We start from the raw sequence: 19128 nt of genomic DNA on the forward strand, positions 1-19128 counted from the left end.
TTCCGGTTGGTTTCCGTTTAGGTTACACCGTCTGGCGGCGTCTCGCCGCGCTATCCTAGTGCAACCCTTACGAAAGGAACGCCATGCGTCTGCCCATGAATACCTCGCTTGCCACGCTCAAGCCCTCCGGCATCCGTCGGATCAATGCGCTCGCCGCCCAGCATCCGGGGTGCATCGCGCTTGCGCTTGGCGAGCCTGATTTTCCCACGCCCGATGTGATTAGCGCCGAGGTGACCGCCGCGCTGGGCCGCGGCGACACGCACTATCCGCCCAACAACGGTCGCCCCGCCCTGCGCGAGGCGCTGTCTGCCTACATGGGGGACGCGGGCCTTACGTTTTCGGCCGACGAGGTCATCCTGACCGACGGAGCGACCGAGGCCCTGTCGGCAACATTTATGGCTATGCTCAACCCCGGCGACGAGGTCATTATCCCAACGCCGGCCTTTGGCCTGTACGAGAGCATCGTCGTGGCCAATCATGCCAAAGCGGTCTTTTTGGATACAGAGCCTGCACAATTCCAGATTGACGAAGACGCACTTCGTGATTGCGTGACACCGGCGACTAAGGCCATCGTCATCTGCTCGCCCAACAATCCCACGGGTTGCATCCTCGACGCGGCGTCGCTCGACGCCGTGGCGCGCGTGACAGACCAGACGGGCATCTACGTAATCTGCGACGACGTATATAACCGCCTGGTCTACGTGGACGGCTACGAGCGATTTGCCCAGCGTCACCCGGAGCTTCGCGATCAGACGGTAGTTATCGAGAGCTTCTCCAAGCCCTGGGCCATGACCGGCTGGCGCTTAGGTTGGCTCGCAGCCGCAGCCCCCGTCATCGCCGAGATCGCAAAAGCTCACCAATACCTAGTATCGAGCGCCGTCTCCTTCGAGATGGACGCCGCAGCCCGAGCCCTGACCGTCGACCCAGCCCCCATGCTCAAAGTCTACCGAGCCCGCCGCGAACGCGTACTCGCAGCCTTAGACGCCATGGATCTCGACGTAGTGGAACCAGCCGGCGCCTTCTACGCCTTCCCCAGCATTAAACAGTACGGCCTAACCAGCGAAGACTTCTGCATTAAAGCCATCAAAGAGGCCAACGTTGCCCTAGTTCCCGGAAACTGCTTCGGAACCGAAGGCCACGTCCGCCTCAGCTACTGCGTAAGCGACGAAAACCTAGACAAAGGCCTAAAACGCCTGTCCACCTTCCTTTCAACTTTGTAGCCCAACGGGACCCAACCCATCAGCCCACCGACATAAGGGTTATGCGTGGGGCGCGCCGGCCAACGGACACGAGGATTCGCAGCAAAGGTAACGTAGCTCCGGTCGGGAGGGGCAGGGCGAGTTTTCCGTAGATTCCGCACGAGCCGAAGGCCACTTAATGTGGCCTTCGTGCGAGCTCAGGACTTGACCGAGCGGAAAACTCGCCCTGCCCCTCCCGACCGGAGCGTATGCAGGGTTTGTGTGCGAATCCTCGCGCCCGTTGACCGACGCCGGGGTCCCCGCCATAATACTTTCGGTTCACGCACGAATCCGCTGCCAGAGACAGCCGGTGCAAACGGGCATCGCCCGCGAGCTTAATGGGATATCCCGCCAGCCGAGGTGGTCGAGTAGATATGTCTTCTCGCCCCCGTCGCTCATGCAGCGCGGGGGCTTTCTTTTTGGACATGCCCCCGTCACGTCCTTGTGGCGGACCGTGCCCGGAAAGAATTCGAGGAGGTGTAATTCATGCCCCAGCAGTACAAAATCGACAAGGTTGCAGAGATCGAGTCCCGTATCGCCGAGAACGCCGGTCTGTTCGTCGTCAACTACAACGGTCTGACGGTTAAGCAGGCTCAGGAGCTGCGTCATCAGCTTCGCGAGTGCGGCGCCGAGATGAAGGTCTACAAGAACAACCTGGTCAAGATCGCTCTCAAGAACCAGGAGCAGCCCGAGCTCGACGAGATCCTCGCCGGCCCCGTCGCTTATGTGTTCTACGAGTCCGAGCCGGTCGAGGCCGCTAAGGCCCTTAAGGACTTCTCTGCTAAGTCCAAGGGCGTCCTTGAGATCAAGGGCGGTATCTCCGACGGCAAGGCCGTTTCCGCTGATGATGTTAAGGCTATCGCCGAGCTGCCCACCAAGGATCAGCTTCTCGGCCAGATCGCCGGTCTCATCTCCGGTTTCGCTCGCGACATCGCTGTCTGCGTCAACGGCGTTTCCTCTGGTCTCGCTCGTTCGATCCAGCAGGTCTCCGAGCAGAAGGCAGCCTAGTCGCTGCTTTCACCCGCGGCGGCAACGTCGCACCCCTGGCGCATTCGCGCCGTGTTTTAACTGATCTCCGTGCACAGACACGGAAACCGAAAGGACTTAGAAATGGCTAAGCTTACCACCGATGAGATCATCGATGCTCTTAAGGAAATGACCCTTCTCGAGGCTTCCGAGCTCGTTAAGGCTATCGAGGACACCTTCGGCGTTTCCGCCGCTGCTCCTGCCGCTGTTGTCGCCGCTCCCGCTGCTGGCGCTGCTGAGGCCGAGGAGAAGACCGAGTTTGACGTCGTGCTCGAGGGCTTCGGCGACAACAAGATCCAGGTCATCAAGGCCGTCCGTGAGCTCACCAACCTTGGCCTGAAGGAGGCCAAGGAGGTCGTCGAGGGCGCTCCCAAGGCTGTTCTCGAGGGTGCCAAGAAGGAGGACGCCGAGGCTGCCAAGGAGAAGCTCGAGGCTGCTGGCGCTGCTGTCACCCTCAAGTAATCAGGCTTTCTCGCCAGATTTCTTTGCAGACGGGGTTCGCATTGCGAGCCCCGTCTTTTTTGTTTTGGCCTCTCATTCCCATTGCTCGGCACGCAGAACACCGTTGTCTTCGCCGTGCCAATCCCGTTACCGCTGGGGCGTAAAATTGCACCATTCGAGCAATAATTTGCGTTGACCTGCTGAAGAATTGCGTTTGCCTTACGGTGACGTATGTCTCCGGCGGTAAGATACTTCGGTATCGCAATTTGGTCTGCGGCCGCCGTGCCGCACGCACAGGGCGCATCCTGCGCCTGCGAAAGGATCCTTGAATAACATGAAGGCAATCATCCCCGCCGCCGGTCTTGGCACGCGTTTTCTGCCTGGCACCAAGTGCACGCCCAAAGAGATGCTGCCGGTGCTCGACAAGCCGGTCATCCAGTACGTCGTTGAGGAGGCGCTCGACCCCGAGGAGGTCGATGATGCCATTATCGTCACCTCTCCCGGCAAGCCCGAGTTGCTGAGCTACTTCCAGCCCGATCGTTCGCTCGAGAACCTGCTGCGCGAGCGCGGCAAGGATGCTTATGCCGACGCCGTCGCCCATGCGGGCGGTATGCCGGTCGACTTCCGTTATCAGTACGAGCCCAAGGGCCTCGGTCACGCCATTCGCTCTGCCGCTGACGCTGTGGCGGGGGAGAACTTCCTGGTTCTTCTGGGCGACTACGTTGTGCCCAACCGCGACATCTGCGATAAGATGCTCGCCGTTTCCAAGGAGCACGGTGGCGCTTCGGTTATCGCCGTTGCCGCGTGCGCTCCCGAGGAGGTCAGCCGCTACGGCGTTATCGCCGGCGATCGCGTGGGCTCTCTCGAGGGCTTCGAGAATGCCGCCGACGACGAGCCCGGTGCCGTTTGGCGCATCGGCGGCCTGGTCGAGAAGCCCGCTCCCGAGGCGGCTCCGTCCAACCTGTACATCGTTGGTCGCTACCTGCTGAGCCCGCTGGTCATGGACCTGCTGGCCGATCAGCAGGCCGGTAAGGGCGGCGAGATCCAGCTGACCGACGCCATGGCACGTTCGCTCGACCGCGAGGCCATGTATGCAGTCGTCATCGACCCGCTGTCGGGCTACGACACCGGCACTCCCTCTGGCTGGATGGCCACCAACGCCCTCATGGCTGCAAGCGACCCCCGCTTTGCCAGCGCCTTCTGGGACGCCATCGACGAGCGCGGCGGATTGATGCGTAAGTAAGCCTTCGGGCATCGACATTTACGGGCGCGGACTTCGGTTCGCGCCCGTTTTTTATAAGAGCTGCGATTGCTGGCTCCCTGTTCACAGAAAATATATGAACAGATGTTCGATACACATACATCTACCTGCGTGTTTTCCGTCGAAAAACTTTGCTACTCCAAAAACTCAATCGCGTCAAGGCTTTTCTTGCCCAACGGTCGGTACCTGATAAACTATTAGGTTGCGATAACTGGCGAAGCTATGCCTCGCCAACCCACCGAGCATTTCCGTGAAGGAGGAAAAACCTGGTGACCTACGCATACACTGCCACTGAGCGCAAGCGCGTCAGCTTCGGGAAAATCCCGGAGGCCATGGAGCTCCCCAACCTTATCTCTGTTCAAAGGGAATCCTTTGAGCGTTTTAAGGACGAGGGCCTTCGTGAGGCGTTCAAGGAATCCAGCCCCATCCAGAGCCAGAACCATGTTCTCGAGGTTACCTTCGGCGAGCATCAGTTCGGCGACCCCGCGCACACCGTCGAGGAGTGCCGCGAGAAGGATATGACCTATCAGGCTCCGCTTCTGACCGACGTCCGTCTCACCAACAAGGAGACCGGCGAGATCAAGGAGCAGCTCGTCTTCATGGGCGACTTCCCCATGATGACCGATCAGGGCACCTTCATCATCAACGGTACCGAGCGTATCGTCGTCTCGCAGCTCGTCCGCTCCCCGGGCGTGTACTACAGCTCCGAGATGGATTCGGGCAAGCAGATCTACAAGGCCCAGATCATCCCGTCCCGCGGTGCCTGGCTTGAGTTCGAGGTCGACAAGCGCGACCAGCTCATGGTCTCCATCGACCGTAAGCGCAAGCAGAGCGCCACGATGTTCCTGCGCGCCCTTGGCATCGCCGTCACCAACGACGATATCATCGAGCTGCTCGGCAACTCCGATGTGATCAAGCGCACCCTCGAGCGCGATACCGCCCTTACCCGCGAGGATGCTCTTATCGAGATCTACCGTCGCCTGCGCCCGGGCGAGCCTCCCACCGTGGATGCTTCCCGCAGCCTGCTCGAGGGCCTGCTCTTCAACCCGCAGCGCTACGATCTGGCCCGCGTCGGTCGCTACAAGGTCAACAAGAAGCTCAACCTCACCACCGAGGAAGAGGTCACGGTGCTCACCGACGAGGACATCGTCGCTACGCTTCGCTACCTGCTGTCCCTCGCTGCCGGCGAGCAGGGCTTCAAGGTCGACGACATCGACCACTTTGGCAACCGCCGCATTCGCACCGTCGGCGAGCTCGTCGCCAACCAGTTCCGTATCGGCATGAGCCGTATGGAGCGCGTCGTCCGTGAGCGCATGAGCTCCCAGGACATCGACGAGATCACCCCGCAGTCGCTCATCAACATCCGTCCGATCGTGGCCTCTATCAAGGAGTTCTTCGGTTCCTCGCAGCTCTCGCAGTTCATGGACCAGGCGAACCCCCTGACCGGTCTGACTCACAAGCGCCGTCTGTCCGCACTCGGCCCTGGCGGCCTTGCCGGCCACAAGTCGGGCTCCAGCCGCCGCACCAACGTGCCGACGGCCGTCCGCGACGTTCACAACTCGCACTACAGCCGCATGTGCCCGATCGAGACCCCCGAAGGCCCCAACATCGGCCTGATCGGCTCGCTCGCCCTCTACGCCCGCGTCAACGAGTATGGCTTCATCGAGGCCCCGTTCCGTCGTGTCGAGAACGGCGTTGCCACCGACCAGATCGACTGGATGACCGCTGACGAGGAAGAGAAGCACGTCATCGCGCCGGCCAACACGCCGCTCGATCCCAAGACCAACGAGTTCATCACGACCGATGCCGAGGGCAAGATCGTCCGTCCGCATACCGTGATCGCCCGTACCCGCGACTTCGACGGCTCCTTCGGCGCTCCCGCCGACGTGCCTGTCGAGGACGTCGACTACATGGACGTCTCGCCGCGTCAGATGCTCTCCGTCGCAGCCACGCTGATTCCGTTCCTCGAGCACGACGACGCCAAGCGTACGCTCATGGGCGCCAACATGCAGCGTCAGGCCGTGCCGCTGGTTCACCCCGCCGCTCCCTATGTCGGTACTGGCATGGAGCGTCGCGCCGCCCTGGACTCTGGCGAGGTTACCCTGGCCAAGAACGCCGGCGAAGTCATCTATGCCGACGCCTCCAAGATTATCGTCAAGCACGCCGGCGGCATGGACGAGTATCACCTGGCCAAGTACCAGCGCTCCAACCAGTCCACCTGCATCAACCACCGTCCGCTCGTGCGCGTCGGTGACACCGTTGAGCAGGGCGAGCCTCTGGCCGACGGTCCTTCGACCGATCATGGCGAGCTCGCACTGGGCCAGAACCTCACCGTGGCATACATGCCGTGGGAAGGCTTCAACTACGAGGACGGTATCGTCGTGTCCGAGCGCCTGGTGGCCGAGGACCTGCTGACGACCATCAATATCACCCGTCACGAGATCGACGCCCGCGACACCAAGCTCGGCCCCGAGGAGATCACTCGCGAGATCCCGAACCTCTCCGAGGACATGCTTGCCAACCTCGACGAGGACGGCATCATCCGCATCGGCGCCGAGGTCGGCCCTGGCGACATCCTGGTCGGCAAGGTCACGCCTAAGGGCGAGAGCGCTCTGACCGCCGAGGAGCGCCTGCTGCGCGCCATCTTCGGTGCCAAGGCTCACGATGTTCGCGACACCTCCCTTAAGATGCCTCACGGCGCTTATGGCCGCGTCATCGACGTCGTCCGCTTTAGCCGCGAGAACGGCGACGACCTGGCCCCCGGCGTCAACGAGCAGGTGCGCGTCTACGTCGCCCAGCGTCGTAAGATCCAGCAGGGCGATAAGATCGCCGGTCGCCACGGCAACAAGGGCGTTATCTGTAACGTTCTGCCGGTCGAGGACATGCCCTACATGGCTGACGGTACCCCGATCGACGTTATCCTCAACCCGCTGGGCGTTCCTTCGCGTATGAACGTCGGTCAGCTGCTCGAGTGCCACCTTGGCTGGGCTGCTGCCTGCGGTTGGGATACCGAGGATGCCGACTCCGACAAGTATGTCCCCGGTCCGTTCTTCGTCTCGACGCCCGTCTTCGACGGCGCCAAGGAGGACGAGATCGCCGAGGTCATCTGTCGCGCCAACAAGAACATGCTCAACAAGGCCACCGCTGCCTTTGGCGATCACATGCGCCCCGAGTTTGTCACCCAGCTTGACGAGCGCGGCAAGACCCGCCTGTTCGACGGCCGCACCGGCGAGGAGTTCCGCGAGCCCATTACCGTGGGTACGTCCTACATCCTCAAGCTCGGCCACATGGTCGACGACAAGATCCACGCCCGTTCGACCGGCCCTTACAGCCTGGTTACCCAGCAACCGCTGGGCGGCAAGGCTCAGTTCGGCGGCCAGCGCTTCGGCGAGATGGAAGTTTGGGCACTGTACGCATACGGTGCTGCCAACGTCCTGCAGGAGATCCTGACCGTCAAGTCCGACGATACCGTGGGCCGCGTCAAGACCTACGAGTCCATCGTCAAGGGCGAGAACGTCCCGGTTCCGGGTATCCCCGAGTCCTTCAAGGTTCTCGTCAAGGAGATCCGTTCCCTCGCACTGGACATCGAGCCCATGCACGATGCCGACGAGGACGCCTCCGCCCCTGTGACCGCCGAGGAGACCTCTGCTCTCGACGACCTGGCTGCGCTCGCCGGCGTTGACACCGACGTTGAGGCCCAGGATGCCGAGACCGCCGAGGCACCCGAGGCTGTCGCCGCCACGACCACTGATAAGGAGTAGTTGACTGTGGCAGATTTCGAAGCTACTGATTTTGACTCGGTAAAGATCTCCCTTGCCTCCGCCGACCAGATCCGTTCCTGGTCGCACGGTGAGGTCAAGAAGCCGGAGACCATCAATTACCGTACCCTCAAGCCCGAGAAGGACGGCCTGTTCTGCGAGAAGATCTTCGGTCCCGCCAAGGACTGGGAGTGCTCCTGCGGCAAGTACAAGGGCATCCGCTTTAAGGGCATCGTCTGCGAGCGCTGCGGCGTCGAGGTCACCTCGGCCAAGGTGCGTCGCGACCGCATGGGCCACATCGAGCTCGCCGCTCCCGTGTCCCACATCTGGTACTTCAAGAGCCCCACGAGCTTCCCGATGAGCCGTATGCTCGACATCAAGTCCAAGGACCTCGAGAAGGTTCTGTACTTTGCCAGCTACATCATCACCGAGGTCGACTACGAGGCTCGCGAGGCCGACGCTGACGACCTGCGCGAGGAGCTCGCCGCCGATCTGGAAGAGATCGATGCCGAGTGCGCCCGCCAGATCGAGTCCCTCAAGGAGCAGGGCAACCCCGAGAACTTTGACGAGTTCTCCGACGAGGAGCCGCTGACCCCCGAGGAGATCGCCTCTGGCATCGTCGACATCGAGGAAGAGTGCAAGGACGAGAAGCAGCTCCGCACGGACGCCTTCAACGCCTTCATGAAGCTTACCGAGCGCGACCTCATCTCCGATGAGCCGCTGTTCCGCGAGATGACCCGTTACTACTCCATGTACTTCAAGGGTGGTATGGGTGCCGAGGCCGTCCGCGACCTGCTCGCTGCCATCGACCTCCCCTCCGAGGCCGAGAAGCTCAAGGCCATCATCGCCGACGAGGATTCCCAGAAGCAGAAGCGCGAGAAGGCCGTTAAGCGCCTCGAGGTCGTTGACGCCTTCCTGAAGGGCGGCAACAGCCCCGCGAACATGATCCTGGATGTCATTCCGGTCATTCCGCCCGATCTGCGCCCGATGGTCCAGCTCGACGGCGGCCGCTTCGCCGCGTCCGACCTCAACGACCTGTATCGTCGCGTGATCAACCGTAACAACCGACTCAAGCGCCTGCTCGACCTGGACGCCCCTGCGATCATCGTGAACAACGAGAAGCGCATGCTCCAGGAGTCCGTGGATGCCCTGTTCGACAACGGCCGTCGTGGTCGCCCGGTCTCTGGCCGTGGCGGTCGCCCGCTCAAGTCGCTCGCCGAGGCCCTCAAGGGCAAGCAGGGTCGTTTCCGTCAGAACCTGCTGGGCAAGCGTGTCGACTACTCCGGCCGTTCGGTAATCGTTACCGACCCCAAGCTGCTGCTGCACCAGTGCGGTCTGCCCAAGACCATGGCGCTGGAGCTCTTCAAGCCCTTCGTCATGAAGCGCCTGGTCGAGCTCGGCAAGGTCGAGAACATCAAGGGCGCCAAGCGCGCTATCGACCGCGGTGCCACCTTTGTGTGGGATATCCTCGAAGAGGTCATCGACGGTCGCGTCGTGCTGCTCAACCGTGCACCGACCCTGCACCGTCTGTCCATCCAGGCCTTTGAGCCGGTGCTGGTCGAGGGCAAGGCTATCCACCTGCACCCGCTGGTCTGCTCGCCCTTCAACGCCGACTTCGACGGCGACCAGATGTCTGTCCACGTGCCGCTGTCCAGCCAGGCTCAGGCCGAGGCTCGCGTGCTCATGCTCTCTGCGAACAACCTGCGCTCGCCGGCATCCGGCAAGCCGGTTAACATCCCTTCGCAGGACATGATCATTGGTGTGTACTACCTCACCCAGGTCCGCGAGGGTCTGCCGGGCGAGAACCACGTGTTCGCCAGCTTCGACGACGCGCTGCACGCCTATGACTGCCGTTCCGAGGTCGACATGCAGGCCAAGATCCAGGTTCGCGTGTCCGCTGCCGATGCCAACGTCATCAACGAGGACGGCACCCGTATCTTCCGCGTCAAGAACGGCAAGAACGAGTTCGTCGACTACGACGTTACCGGCAACAAGACCGCGCGCTTCGAGACCTCTATCGGCCGCATCATCTTCAACCGCCAGTGCCTGCCCGAAGACTATGAGTTCATGAACTACAAGATGGTCAAGGGCGATGTGGCCAAGCTGGTTGCCGACTGCTGCGATCGTTACCCCGAGGCCAAGGTCGGCCCGATCCTCGACGCCATCAAGTACTCCGGCTTCCACTACGCTACCCGCGCCGGCCTCACCATCTCGGTGTGGGACGCTCTCATCCCTGCCGAGAAGCAGGAGCTGCTCGATCGCGCCCAGGCCAACGTCGACCAGATCAACGAGTACTTCGAGGAGGGCTTCATCAACGAGACGGAGCGCCACATCGAAGTCGTTAACGAGTGGACCGCTTGTACCGACAAGGTTGCAGCGCTCATGCTCGACTTGTTCGACGAGGAGAACCCGCTCTATATGATGGCCGACTCCGGCGCCCGTGGTTCTAAGACCCAGCTGCGTCAGCTCGGCGGCATGCGTGGCCTGATGGCAGACATGTCCGGCGAGACGATCGACCTTCCCATTAAGGCGAACTTCCGCGAGGGCCTGCTGCCGCTCGAGTACTTCATTTCGACCTACGGCGCCCGTAAGGGCCTGGTCGATACCGCATCCCACACCTCGGACTCTGGTTACCTGACCCGTCGTCTGGTCGACGTGGCCCAGGACGTCATCGTCCGCGAGGAGGACTGCGGTACGCACGAGGGCGTCACCTACAACCTCATCATCCCCGGCACCACCGACCTCAACACCGACCTCGTCGGCCGTTGCTTCATTGAGGACGTCGTGGCTCCCGATGGCACCGTGCTCTTTGAGCAGGACGGCTACATCGAGAAGGTCGCCGACATCCAGAAGATGGTCGATGCGGGCCTCAAGAAGGTCAAGCTTCGCGCGCTGCTCACCTGCCGCTCCAAGTACGGCGTGTGCCAGAAGTGCTACGGCTGGGATCTTTCCACCCGTCGTCCGGTCGCCATCGGTACCGCGGTCGGCATTATTGCCGCCCAGTCCATCGGTGAGCCCGGTACGCAGCTTACGATGCGTACCATTCACTCCGGCGGCGTCGCTGGCGTCGACGATATTACGCAGGGCCTGCCTACGGTCAGCCGTATGTTCGATATCGTCGGCAACGTCAACGAGAAGATCCTGGGTCGCGAGGCCGAGCTGGCTCCGTACTCCGGTCACCTCTCGATTAAGCCCGAGAAGTCCGAGTACGTGCTGACGCTCACCGACTCCGAGGACCACACCCGTGTTCTCGACGAGCGTCGCGTCCCCGCTTCGGTGCGCTTTATGCCCGAGATCGAGGACGGCTGCGAGGTTCGCGCCGGCGACCAGATCACCAAGGGCTTCGTCAACTTCCGCAACCTGCGCAAGCTGACCGACATCGAGTCGACGATGCACACCTTCGTCGAGAGCGTCAAGGACGTCTACACCAGCCAGGGCGTCGACCTGAACGACAAGCACATCGAGGTGCTCGCACGTCAGATGCTGCGTCGCGTTCAGATCACCAACCCCGGTGACTCCAAGTACCTGCTTGGTCAGTACGTCGACCGCTACGAGTTTGCTGACGAGGTCGAGCGCGTTGCCCGTCTGGGCGGTCAGGCTCCTGTGGCCGAGCCCGTCATCCTGGGTACGCTCAAGGTCGCGTCCAACATCGACTCCTGGCTGTCGAGCGCTTCGTTCATCCGTACCGCCGGCGTCCTTACCGAGGCTGCCATCGAGGGCAAGGTCGACCACCTGCTCGACCTTAAGTCCAACGTCATCGTCGGTAAGAAGATCCCGGCCGGTACCGGCCTCAAGCCGTACGCCAACGCCAAGCTGACGTATCGTACGGCCGACGGCTACGTGGACATCGACGGCCCGGCTTCGCCCAACGCCAAGTCGCTGCCCGAGTGGGCTCCTGTGGAGCTCAAGGACCTGGACGAGCAGCTCCCGCAGCAGCTCGACTGGGCCGGGTACGACGAGTTCGGTGGTGCTGACGGTTCGTTCACCCGCAACGGCCACACCATCTCCGCCGAGAAGGCTCGCCTGTACCTGTTCGACGACCTGGGCGTGTCGCAGCGCTGGACCAACAAGTTCAGCGAGGTCGGCATCGAGACGGTCGGCGACCTGGTCGGCAAGTCCGAGGAGGATCTGCTGCGCATCGATGGTATCGGTGCCAAGGCGATCGAGGAGCTCCGTGACGGCCTGGAGGCCCACGACCTGCTCTACATCCTCGAGAACAACGACGACGTTGCCGACGAGGAAGACCTCTCGCAGCTGCTGCAGATGGTCTTTAGCCCCGACGGTCCGGACGATATCCTGCTGGGTACCTCCGCTCCGACGCATCACGCCGACGCCGACGAGGAGCTCCTGGGCGCCCCGATCGACGACAAGAAGGCTCCCGCCAACGGCGCGATCAACGAGGACATGGCTTCCCTCGACGAGCTGCTCAACCAGCTCGTGGACACTGACGACGCCGAAGAGGCCAAGGACAACGACGAGGAGTAATTTCCTAGTACGTTAACCGTTCTTATAAAGGCTCGCTTCCCAACAGGGGAGCGGGCCTTTTTTGATGAGGAACGTTGCCCCAACGAGCACGTCGGATTCCCGGGCCGGGCGGCACAGGGGTTAAGTTTGTCGCGAGTTCCGCACGAGCCGGAGGCCACTTAATGTGGCCTCCGTGCGAGCCAGGACTGTAGAGCAGCAAACTTAACCCCTGTGCCGCCCGGCCCGGGAATCCACCCCCGCGCACAGGAGGGGATTCCTTTTGTGTAGGCTTTGCGGAAATGTGGCTATTTAAGGATACGCCCGGCGGCGTGGTCTGTTGACGGCACAGCTAACGGCACGTATCCTATCGAACTGCGTGTTTCGTAGGGGGATGCTGACCCCTCGATTCAAGCCGTTGCACTTTACAGAAAGCTGGAATCATTCGAGAAGGAGTACGCTTTGCCTACTATTAACCAGCTGGTTCGCCAGGGCCGTCGTTCCGTGCCCAAGAAGTCCAAGAACGCTGCTCTGCAGCACAACTCCCAGAAGCGCGGCGTGTGCACCCGCGTCTTCACCACGAGCCCCAAGAAGCCGAACTCGGCTCTTCGTAAGGTTGCCCGTGTTCGCCTCGTCAACGGCATCGAAGTTACTGCTTACATCCCGGGTGAGGGCCACAACCTGCAGGAGCACTCCATCGTGCTCGTCCGCGGCGGTCGTGTCCGTGACCTCCCTGGTGTCCGTTATCACGTCATCCGTGGCGCCTACGACGCTGCTCCGGTCCAGAACCGTATGCAGGCCCGTTCCAAGTACGGTGCTAAGCGCCCCAAGGCCAAATAAGCCAGATAACGTTTTGATACTTTCGCCGTGTGCCGCCTAAGCGCCGCACGGTAGACACTTAAGGAGATTTCACATGCCGCGTCGTGCAGCAGCTAATCGTCGTGAGGTTCAGCCTGACGCCGTTTACAACAACCGTCTGGTGACTCAGCTCATCAACAAGGTCCTTCTTGACGGCAAGAAGGCCACCGCTGAGCGCATCGTTTACACCGCTTTCGAGATTGTTGCCGAGAAGTCCGAGGGTGGCGACGCTCTCGCTACCTTCAAGAAGGCTATGGACAACGTCAAGCCCACGCTCGAGGTTAAGCCCAAGCGTGTCGGTGGCGCTACCTATCAGGTCCCGATGGAGGTCAACTCCCGTCGTTCCACCGCTCTGGGCATCCGCTGGATTGTCAACTTCTCCCGCGCTCGCAAGGAGAAGACCATGGCCGAGCGTCTCGCCAACGAGATCCTCGACGCCTCCAACGGCCTGGGCGCTTCCGTCAAGAAGCGTGAGGACGTCTTCAAGATGGCCGAGGCCAACCGCGCGTTCTCTCACTATCGTTGGTAAGTTAAGGTAAGGAACTAACATGGCTAAGCCTAAGTACAAGCTTTCCGATACCCGTAACATCGGCATCATGGCCCACATCGATGCCGGTAAGACCACCACGACCGAGCGTATTCTTTACTACACCGGTAAGACCCACAAGATCGGTGAGGTCCATGAGGGCGCTGCCACCATGGACTGGATGGTTCAGGAGCAGGAGCGCGGCGTAACCATTACCTCCGCTGCTACCACCTGCTTCTGGAACAAGGACGGCAAGGACTACCGCATCCAGATCATCGACACCCCGGGCCACGTTGACTTCACCGCCGAGGTCGAGCGCTGCCTGCGCGTCCTCGATGGCGCTGTCGCCGTCTTCGACGCCGTTGCCGGCGTTCAGCCCCAGTCTGAGACCGTTTGGCGTCAGGCTTCTACCTTCAACGTTCCCCGCATCGCTTTCATCAACAAGTATGACCGCGTGGGCGCTGACTTCTTCAACGCTATCGAGACCATGAAGGATCGTCTCGACGCTAACGCCGTGGCCGCTCAGGTCCCGATGGGCGCCGAGGACAACTTCTGGGGCGTCATCGACCTGGTCACCATGACTGCATGGGACTTCAAGGCCGACGAGAAGGGCATGACCTACCCCGAGCCGATGGACGAGATCCCGGCTGAGTTCGCCGACATCGCTGCCACCAAGCGCGAGGAGCTCCTCGACGCTGCTGCCAGCTTTGACGACGAGCTCATGGAGAAGATCCTCATGGAGGAGGACTTCACCGTCGAGGAGCTCAAGGCTGCTCTGCGTAAGGGCGTTCTGGCCAACGAGCTCAACCTCGTCTTCGTGGGCTCCGCCTACAAGAACAAGGGCGTCCAGGAGCTGCTCGACGCTGTCGTCGACTACCTGCCCAGCCCGCTCGACGTTGAGGCCGTCACCGGTACCGATCCGGACACCGGCGAGGAGATCCAGCGTCATCCTTCCTTCGACGAGCCCTTCTCCGGCCTGGTCTTCAAGATCATGACCGACCCGTTCGTCGGTAAGCTCACCTACGTCCGCGTTTACTCCGGCCGCGCCGAGTCCGGCTCCTACGTGGTCAACGCTTCCAACGGTCAGCGCGAGCGTCTCGGCCGCATCCTCGAGATGAACGCTGCCGAGCGTATCGACCGTGACGACGCTGCCGCCGGCGACATCGTCGCTTGCGTCGGCTTCAAGAACTCCACCACCGGTGACACCCTGTGCGCCGAGGGCAAGGAGATCGTCCTCGAGAAGATCGAGTTCGCTAAGCCCGTTATCGACGTTGCCATCGAGCCCAAGACCAAGGCCGAGCAGGACAAGATGTCCCTGGCTCTGACCAAGCTCGCCGAGGAGGACCCGACCTTCCAGGTGTCCACCAACCACGAGACCGGCCAGACCATCATCGCCGGCATGGGCGAGCTGCACCTCGAGATCATCGTCGACCGTCTGCTCCGCGAGTTCAAGGTTGACGCTAACGTTGGTAAGCCCCAGGTTGCCTACCGCGAGACCGCTGGTCACGACGTCGAGAAGGCTGAGGGCAAGTTCGTCCGTCAGTCCGGCGGTCGCGGTCAGTACGGCCACGCCGTCATCAAGCTCGAGAAGATGGAGGAGGGCTTCGGCTACGAGTTCGTCAACGCTATCGTCGGCGGCGTCGTGCCCAAGGAGTACATCCCGTCCATCGACAAGGGCATTCAGGAGGCCCTGAACACCGGTGTTATCGCCGGCTTCCCGGTCCTCGACGTTAAGGTCACCCTGTTCGACGGTTCTTACCACGAGGTCGACTCCTCCGAGGCCGCCTTCAAGATCGCCGGTTCCATGGCTATCAAGGACGCCCTCAGGAAGTCCGATCCGCAGCTGCTCGAGCCGATCATGGCTGTCGAGGTCGAGACCCCCGAGCAGTACATGGGCGACGTTATGGGCAACCTCTCCGGTCGCCGCGGCAAGATCGAGGGCATGGAGGATCGCAAGAACAGCAAGCTCATCCGTGCCAAGGTGCCGCTGGGCGAGATGTTCGGTTACGCTACCGACCTTCGCTCCCAGACCCAGGGCCGTGCATCCTACACGATGCAGTTCGACTCTTATGAGCCCGCGCCCAAGTCCATCGTGGACGAGGTCATGAGCAAGAACGCCTAAGTTCGAGCTCCCTGTTACGTAATCCTGCGAGAACACTTCTCGCACTCTTTGGAGGTTTAAGTTGGCTACCCAGAAGATCCGCATTCGCCTCAAGGGCTATGATCACGAGGTCGTCGATCAGTCCGCGAAGCTCATCGTTGAGACCGCTCAGAAGACCGGCGCTCGCGTTTCCGGTCCTGTCCCCCTGCCCACCGAGCGCAACCTGTACACGGTTATCCGCTCGCCGCACGTGAACAAGGACTCCCGTGAGCAGTTCGAGATGCGCACCCACAAGCGTCTCATCGACATCCTCGACCCCACCTCGGGCACCGTTGATTCGCTTATGCGTCTCGACCTCCCCGCTGGCGTCGACATCGACATCAAGCTCTAAGCTTTTTGCTCGATAGTGCGATTTGCAAGGCCGCAGCCCTAAGGGTTGCGGCCTTTTTTGTGCCGATGGGATAAAGGGTCTACACTACTGAGCTATTCGACAAACGGGTGTATGAGTAAAACTGTTGGGGGCAGATATAGATGGTCGAGTGGATCGTTCGTCGTGCGCAGGGCGACCGTGCGCGCGTGGGCACGTTGACGGGCGTGGTGTGCATTCTCGCCAATGTGGCACTTTGCGCTGCGAAGGGTGCAATTGGCGTGCTGTCGGGATCGGTTTCGATTGTGGCGGATGCTATGAACAACTTATCCGACGCAAGCTCAAACATCGTGAGCGTGCTGGGCTTTAAACTGGCGAGCAAGCCGGCAGACCCCGAACATCCTTACGGCCATGGCCGCTACGAGTATCTCTCGGGTCTGGTCGTGGCGGCGCTCGTGCTGCTGATCGGACTCGAACTGGTTAAGTCTTCGTTTGAGCGTATCATCCACCCCGAACCTGTCGAGTTCTCGCTTGCCCTGGTGGCAGTCCTGGCGCTTTCGATGGTTGTAAAGCTGTGGATGGCGGCCCTCAACCAAAAGCTCGGTGACCGTATTGAGTCCGATACGCTGCATGCGACGGCTCAAGACTCAAAGAACGATGTCCTGGCCACGGGTGCCGTGCTGGCGTGCGCGATTGTTTCCCAGGTGACGCATATCAATCTTGATGCCTGGGTTGGACTTGCCGTTGGCGCCTATATTGGCTGGAGCGGCTTTGAGCTCATCCAGGATACGGTGAGCCCGCTTTTGGGCCAGGCGCCCGATCCTAAGCTGGTCAAGCACATTCGAGACAAGATCATGAGTTATCCCGGCGTTTTGGGCGTTCACGATTTGATGGTCCACGACTATGGCCCGGGCAGGAAGTTCGCAAGCGCTCACGCCGAGATGGCGGCCGAGGCCAGCCCGCTGGAAAGTCACGACACGCTCGATAACATCGAGCAGTCGTTTAGGGACGAGGACGGCATGATCGTCACGCTCCATTACGATCCCATCGTGACCGACGATTCAAATGTGGCGAGCATGCGCCTGCGCATCAACGCTATGGCCCACGAGATTGATAGCCGCCTTTCGATTCACGATCTGCGCTGCGTGCCGGGTCCCACGCACACCAACGTGATCTTTGACTGCGTGCGTCCCTCGGATCTGCAGATGAGTGCCGATGAGCTCAAACACGCGCTGGCCCAGAGGGTCGAATCGGAATACCCCAAGTCGATTGCCAAGATTACGATCGACGAAGACTACGTAGGGCATACCCACGAATAGGATTGAGCCACGCAAGCTATTGATGCAGAAGGGGAGAGCATGAAGAAGCTGTATCTACTCCGTCACGGTCAGACGGAATTCAACGTTAAAAAGCTCGTCCAGGGTCGCTGCGATTCACCGTTGACCGACCTGGGCCGCAAACAAGCGGGAATGGCGGCCGCATGGCTCAAGGCCCACAGCGTCGTCCCCGACAAAGTGGTTTCTTCGCCCTTAGGTCGAGCCATGGACACAGCTCAGCTCGTCGCATGCGAACTCCTGGGTCCGGATGCAGCAGTCGAGCCCTGCGAAGGCATCATCGAGCGCTGCTACGGCACCTTCGAAGAAGGCCCGCACGACGCTCTACCCACCGACGTCTGGGATCCAGGCGAGGACTTGGTCCCTTACGGAGGAGAAGGAAGCCGGGCTCTACAAGCGCGCATGGTGGCCACCCTCTCCAATCTTATGAGCGCTAAGGACACCGAAACCCTCCTAGCAGTAAGCCACGGCAGCGCCAGCCGCCAATTCATTAGGGCCGCAGCCCCAGAGGGCTTCAAGCTTCCAGCAAAACTCCCCAACTGCGCCATCATGATCTTCGATTTTGACGAAGCAAAGCCACAAGCAGAAGGCGAGCCAATGCAATGCAAGTTCACCCTCCAGCAAATAGTGGACCCTCAACAAAGTCATTAGCCTGAGCGAGCAGAGTTAAGCAGACATTAACGTGGCGTTCCCAGTGTGCGGCGGAGGGGGCGGGCCTGAGACATATTAAGGTTGTCGCGAGTTCCGCACGAACAGGAGAGCACTTAATGTGCTCTCCGTCGTGAGCAGGACTGTAGAGCAGCAACCTTAATATGTCTCAGGCCCGCCCCCTCCGCCGCACACTGGGAACGTGCCACGCACTTTACCTGCGTAAACAATGTGAGTGAAATATGAATCTCGATGGATACGCCCGCAGCCGTGTATACTAAACAGCTGTGTGTAACCAGGGGAGTATTCTGGCTGGACAAAATGCCTGCTTAATAGGGTTGTCAGGTAGTCCGGACGCAATACAAGGTTGGGGAGCACGTCGTGTAAGTAGTGGTCCTCTAGGGGCGCACGCTCGGTGGTGTACGCATTGTCCCAAGACCACGCGAGAGTTGGGATCATATCTTGATCAGCATGATTCTCGGCCGCAAGATTGGCATGACCCAGGTTTGGGACGAGGACGACAACGTCGTTCCCGTCACGGTCATCCAGGCTGGCCCCTGCGCTGTCTCGCAGGTTAAAACTCAGGCAACCGACGGCTATGACGCCGTCCAGATCGGTTTCGGCGACATCAAGGCCAAGAACGTGAACAAGCCCATGGCTGGTCACTTCGCCAAGGCCGGCGTCGAGCCTGTCCGCTTCCTTCGTGAGGTCCGCGTCGAGAACGGCGAGGAGCACAAGGTCGGCGAGGTCGTCACCGTCGCTGATTTCGCTGATGTCGAGAAGGTCGACGTCATCGGTACCTCCAAGGGTAAGGGCTTCCAGGGTCGCATCAAGCGCTGGGGTCAGCGCCGCGGTCCTATGACGCATGGTTCTCACTTCCAGCGTCACCCCGGTTCTATCGGTCAGTGCGCCTATCCTGCGCGCGTCCTCAAGGGCGTCAAGATGGCCGGTCACATGGGTAACGAGCGCGTTACCGTCAAGAACCTTTCCGTTGTCCGCATCGATGCCGAGCAGAACCTCATCTTGGTCAAGGGCGCTGTCCCGGGTGCCAAGAATGGTCTCGTCGCCATCCGTATGGCCTAAGGGCCCAGCCCATTTAGCCCAGCGTC

At 61.0% G+C, this 19128-nt stretch carries 13 protein-coding genes; all 13 read left to right on the top strand.

Going from position 1 to position 19128, the window contains the following annotated elements; all coding sequences use genetic code 11:
• Positions 1-83: 83 nt before the first annotated feature.
• On the top strand, positions 84-1220 hold the full coding sequence (locus tag AAAX73_RS02295) for an aminotransferase class I/II-fold pyridoxal phosphate-dependent enzyme (RefSeq protein WP_349124903.1): 1137 nt from the start codon (positions 84-86) through the stop codon (positions 1218-1220).
• Between the two features lie 504 nt (positions 1221-1724).
• A complete protein-coding gene (gene rplJ / locus AAAX73_RS02300; protein ID WP_006235004.1) occupies positions 1725-2246 on the top strand; it encodes a 50S ribosomal protein L10 in 522 nt (173 codons plus the stop codon).
• A gap of 102 nt (positions 2247-2348) precedes the next feature.
• Positions 2349-2726, top strand: a complete 378-nt coding sequence (rplL, locus tag AAAX73_RS02305; protein WP_006235005.1) for a 50S ribosomal protein L7/L12 — start codon at positions 2349-2351, stop codon at positions 2724-2726.
• Positions 2727-3039: 313 nt separating this feature from the next.
• A complete protein-coding gene (locus AAAX73_RS02310; protein WP_118079369.1) occupies positions 3040-3948 on the top strand; it encodes a UTP--glucose-1-phosphate uridylyltransferase in 909 nt (302 codons plus the stop codon).
• Positions 3949-4235: 287 nt separating this feature from the next.
• Positions 4236-7727 (top strand): DNA-directed RNA polymerase subunit beta, encoded by a 3492-nt coding sequence (locus AAAX73_RS02315; protein ID WP_255415126.1) that lies wholly within the window; start codon positions 4236-4238, stop codon positions 7725-7727.
• Between the two features lie 6 nt (positions 7728-7733).
• Positions 7734-12209 (top strand): DNA-directed RNA polymerase subunit beta', encoded by a 4476-nt coding sequence (locus AAAX73_RS02320; protein WP_199574269.1) that lies wholly within the window; start codon positions 7734-7736, stop codon positions 12207-12209.
• Positions 12210-12647: 438 nt separating this feature from the next.
• Entirely contained in the window at positions 12648-13025 is a 378-nt protein-coding gene (gene rpsL, locus AAAX73_RS02325) for a 30S ribosomal protein S12 (protein WP_006235012.1), read from the top strand.
• Positions 13026-13098: 73 nt separating this feature from the next.
• Entirely contained in the window at positions 13099-13572 is a 474-nt protein-coding gene (gene rpsG, locus AAAX73_RS02330) for a 30S ribosomal protein S7 (protein ID WP_006235013.1), read from the top strand.
• A 19-nt stretch (positions 13573-13591) separates the two neighbouring features.
• On the top strand, positions 13592-15691 hold the full coding sequence (fusA, locus tag AAAX73_RS02335; RefSeq protein ID WP_349124904.1) for an elongation factor G: 2100 nt from the start codon (positions 13592-13594) through the stop codon (positions 15689-15691).
• Positions 15692-15752: 61 nt separating this feature from the next.
• On the top strand, positions 15753-16061 hold the full coding sequence (gene rpsJ / locus AAAX73_RS02340; RefSeq protein WP_022094184.1) for a 30S ribosomal protein S10: 309 nt from the start codon (positions 15753-15755) through the stop codon (positions 16059-16061).
• A gap of 140 nt (positions 16062-16201) precedes the next feature.
• Positions 16202-17356, top strand: coding sequence for a cation diffusion facilitator family transporter (locus AAAX73_RS02345; RefSeq protein ID WP_118079377.1), 1155 nt, complete (start codon positions 16202-16204; stop codon positions 17354-17356).
• A 39-nt stretch (positions 17357-17395) separates the two neighbouring features.
• Entirely contained in the window at positions 17396-18022 is a 627-nt protein-coding gene (locus AAAX73_RS02350; RefSeq protein WP_118079379.1) for a histidine phosphatase family protein, read from the top strand.
• Positions 18023-18481: 459 nt separating this feature from the next.
• Positions 18482-19102 carry a 50S ribosomal protein L3 gene (gene rplC / locus AAAX73_RS02355; protein ID WP_035137484.1) on the top strand — a complete coding sequence of 207 codons (621 nt, stop codon included), beginning with the start codon at positions 18482-18484 and terminating at the stop codon, positions 19100-19102.
• Positions 19103-19128: the final 26 nt, after the last annotated feature.

Origin of the sequence: Collinsella sp. CLA-ER-H9 (genome assembly GCF_040092295.1) — a bacterium.
Taxonomy (GTDB): Bacteria; Actinomycetota; Coriobacteriia; order Coriobacteriales; family Coriobacteriaceae; genus Collinsella.

Coding starts and splice junctions, on each gene's coding strand:
- AAAX73_RS02295 (WP_349124903.1), top strand. CDS start 84: ATGCGTCTGCCCATGAATACCTCGCTTGCCACGCTCAAGCCCTCCGGC.
- rplJ (WP_006235004.1), top strand. CDS start 1,725: ATGCCCCAGCAGTACAAAATCGACAAGGTTGCAGAGATCGAGTCCCGT.
- rplL (WP_006235005.1), top strand. CDS start 2,349: ATGGCTAAGCTTACCACCGATGAGATCATCGATGCTCTTAAGGAAATG.
- AAAX73_RS02310 (WP_118079369.1), top strand. CDS start 3,040: ATGAAGGCAATCATCCCCGCCGCCGGTCTTGGCACGCGTTTTCTGCCT.
- rpsG (WP_006235013.1), top strand. CDS start 13,099: ATGCCGCGTCGTGCAGCAGCTAATCGTCGTGAGGTTCAGCCTGACGCC.
- fusA (WP_349124904.1), top strand. CDS start 13,592: ATGGCTAAGCCTAAGTACAAGCTTTCCGATACCCGTAACATCGGCATC.
- AAAX73_RS02345 (WP_118079377.1), top strand. CDS start 16,202: ATGGTCGAGTGGATCGTTCGTCGTGCGCAGGGCGACCGTGCGCGCGTG.
- AAAX73_RS02350 (WP_118079379.1), top strand. CDS start 17,396: ATGAAGAAGCTGTATCTACTCCGTCACGGTCAGACGGAATTCAACGTT.